A 1426-nucleotide genomic window follows, 5' to 3' on the forward strand; every position below is an offset into this window, starting at 1 on the left:
CCGCCGGTGATCGCATTGGCAAGCTCGTTGCCGGTGCCGGTGAAGGCTGCCGTCCCGGTGTAGACGAGGTTCTCGACATTGGTGCCCAGCGTGTAGGCGGCGAGCGCCGTCTTCACCGTATCATTGCCCTCGCCGGCATTCTCCGTCACCACGTCGCCCGCATTGTCGACGACATAAATGTCGTCGCCAGTGCCGCCGATCATCGTATCGGCACCCGCTCCACCATCGAGTGTGTCGTTACCGGCGCCGCCGGTTAGCGTGTCGGCACCCGCGGCACCAGTGATGACATTGTCGAGCTCGTTGCCGGTGCCTGCAAAGGCAACCGTCGTCCCGGTATAGACCAGGTTCTCGACATTGGCCGCCAGCGTGTAGCTCGTCTGTGCAGTCTTGACCGTGTCTGTGCCTTCACCGGCATTCTCGGTGACGATGTCGCCGGCGTTGTCGACAACGTAGATATCGTCGCCGGTGCCGCCGATCAGCGTGTCGGCACCTGCTCCGCCGTCGAGCGTGTCGTTGCCTGATCCGCCGGTGATGACGTTCGCCGACGCATTGCCGGTGCCGGTGAAGGGTGTGGTACCGGCAAAAGTCAGGTTCTCGACATTGGCCAGGCTCGCAAGCGAATAGGTCGCAAGGTTCGTCTCGATCGTGTCGGTTCCCGCACTTGCGGCTTCCGTCACAACATCGCCAGCATTGTCGATGATATAGATATCGTTGCCCGCGCCGCCGACTAGCGTGTCTGCACCTGCTCCGCCGTCGAGGATGTCATTGCCGGTGCCACCGGTGATGACGTTGACCGCGGCATTGCCTGACCCGGAGAAGTCGCCCGATCCGGTGAAGGTCAGGTTCTCGACATTGACCAGCGACGCCAGCGAATAGCTGTTCAGCGTGGTCTTGATCGTGTCCGTGCCGGCGCTCGCGGCCTCCACCACCACGTCGCCGATATTGTCGACGACATAGATGTCGTTGCCAGCCTCGCCCGTCAGCGTGTCCGCACCCGCTCCGCCGTCGAGCGTATCGGCGACCGCCCCACCCGTGATCGCATTGGCAAGCTCGTTGCCGGTGCCGGCAAAGGCTGCAGTCCCGGTAAAGACGAGGTTCTCGACATTGGCCCCAAGCGTGTAGGCAGCGAGCACCGTCTTCACCGTGTCATTGCCTTCGCCCGCATTCTCCGTGACCACATCGCCGGCGTTGTCGACGACATAGGTGTCGTTCCCAAGCCCACCAACGAGATGGTCGGCGCCGGTCCCACCCGTGATGACGTTGTCGAGCTCGTTGCCGGTACCTGTAAAGGAAGCCGTGCCTGTGAATGTCAGGTTTTCGACGTTAGCGCCCAAGCTGTAGGCCGTGAGCGCTGTCTTGATGGTGTCCATGCCTTCGCCGATATTCTCGACGACGATGTCGCCGGCATTGTCGACGACATAAATGT

Annotated in this window: 1 protein-coding gene; it reads right to left on the minus strand. The window is 62.1% G+C overall.

The window, feature by feature from the left end:
- The coding region (locus HX899_RS34610; protein WP_181294549.1) for a calcium-binding protein at positions 1 to 1426 on the minus strand (1426 nt) is incomplete at both ends.

It is taken from the genome of Rhizobium sp. WYCCWR 11146 (genome assembly GCF_013591995.1).
Taxonomy (GTDB): Bacteria; Pseudomonadota; Alphaproteobacteria; order Rhizobiales; family Rhizobiaceae; genus Rhizobium; species Rhizobium indicum.